This window comes from Saccharothrix sp. NRRL B-16314 (assembly GCF_000716595.1).
Classification (GTDB): Bacteria; Actinomycetota; Actinomycetes; order Mycobacteriales; family Pseudonocardiaceae; genus Actinosynnema.
In genome coordinates this window covers 1-324 of record NZ_JNXC01000211.1, presented here as the reverse complement: position 1 = coordinate 324, position 324 = coordinate 1, and the positions used below count along the sequence as shown (strand labels likewise).

The 324-nt window shown below is 70.4% G+C and carries 1 protein-coding gene; it reads right to left on the bottom strand.

What is annotated here, in order from left to right; all coding sequences use genetic code 11:
• On the bottom strand, positions 1–292 hold a 292-nt coding region (locus tag OQ02_RS39690; protein ID WP_033443843.1), incomplete at its 3' end, for a DUF6227 family protein.
• Between the last annotated feature and the right edge of the window lie 32 nt (positions 293–324).

Sequence of the window (324 nt, the reverse complement as noted above, 5' to 3'; positions counted from 1 at the left end):
CCTCGGCGTACAGCTCGTGCTGCTCGGCGCCGTCGCGGCCGGCGTTGTGCGTGAGCTCCCAGAGGCTGAGCGCGGAGCCGTCGCTCAGCAGGTAGGTGTGGCGGTAGGTGGAGCGGCGGAGCGTCGCGCTGTGGTGCGAGGAGTGCAGCGCGCTGGAGTGGGCGAGCGCCGTGCCGAGGCGCTCGACGGTCGAGTCGGGAAGGTCGAAGGAGTTGAGGGCCCGGCCGAGGAGCCGCTCAACGTGCGTCTCGGTCGTCTCGTGCGGATCGTGAGGATCCTGCGGATCGTTCAAGAGGGTCTCCAGGCCGTCGCCGCATGTCACTC